Annotated in this window: 1 protein-coding gene; it reads left to right on the forward strand. The window is 38.6% G+C overall.

Annotated elements, in window-relative coordinates:
• Positions 1-9 precede the first annotated feature (9 nt).
• Positions 10-503, forward strand: a 494-nt coding sequence (locus KQP79_RS26100; protein WP_413541953.1) for an ISAs1 family transposase, incomplete at its 3' end; no start/stop codon positions are given.

Consider the following 503-nt stretch of genomic DNA (forward strand, 5'->3'; position numbering starts at 1 on the left):
TAAACTAACATGAAAATTGGCATAATTGACCTTTGTAAACAAATAGAAGATCCTAGGATGAACCGCAAAAAAGTACATAAAATGGAAACCATTATCTATATATCCATTGCTGCTGTAATCTGTGGCGCCCAATCCTGGAATGAGATTGAGGAATTTGGCAATGCGAAAATTGCTTTTTTCAAAAGTCGCATACCTGACCTGGAGTTCATCCCCAGTCATGATACTTTTAATAGATTCTTCAGTATAATAAAGCCCGAGTATTTTGAGTTGATCTTTCGTAACTGGGTAAAACAAGTCTGTCAGGAGGTGAAAGGCGTTGTAGCTATAGATGGCAAGCTCATGCGTGGTCCAAGCCAATGTGATGGAGAGCATACTACGGGAAAAGAAGGATTCAAATTATGGATGGTTTCCGCCTGGTCTGCCGCTAATGGAATTTCTTTAGGTCAGGTAAAAGTAGATGATAAAAGCAATGAGATTACAGCTATTCCATTGTTAATTAACTC

The sequence above is a fragment of the Bacteroides sp. DH3716P genome, from assembly GCF_025914115.1.
Classification (GTDB): Bacteria; Bacteroidota; Bacteroidia; order Bacteroidales; family Bacteroidaceae; genus Bacteroides; species Bacteroides ovatus.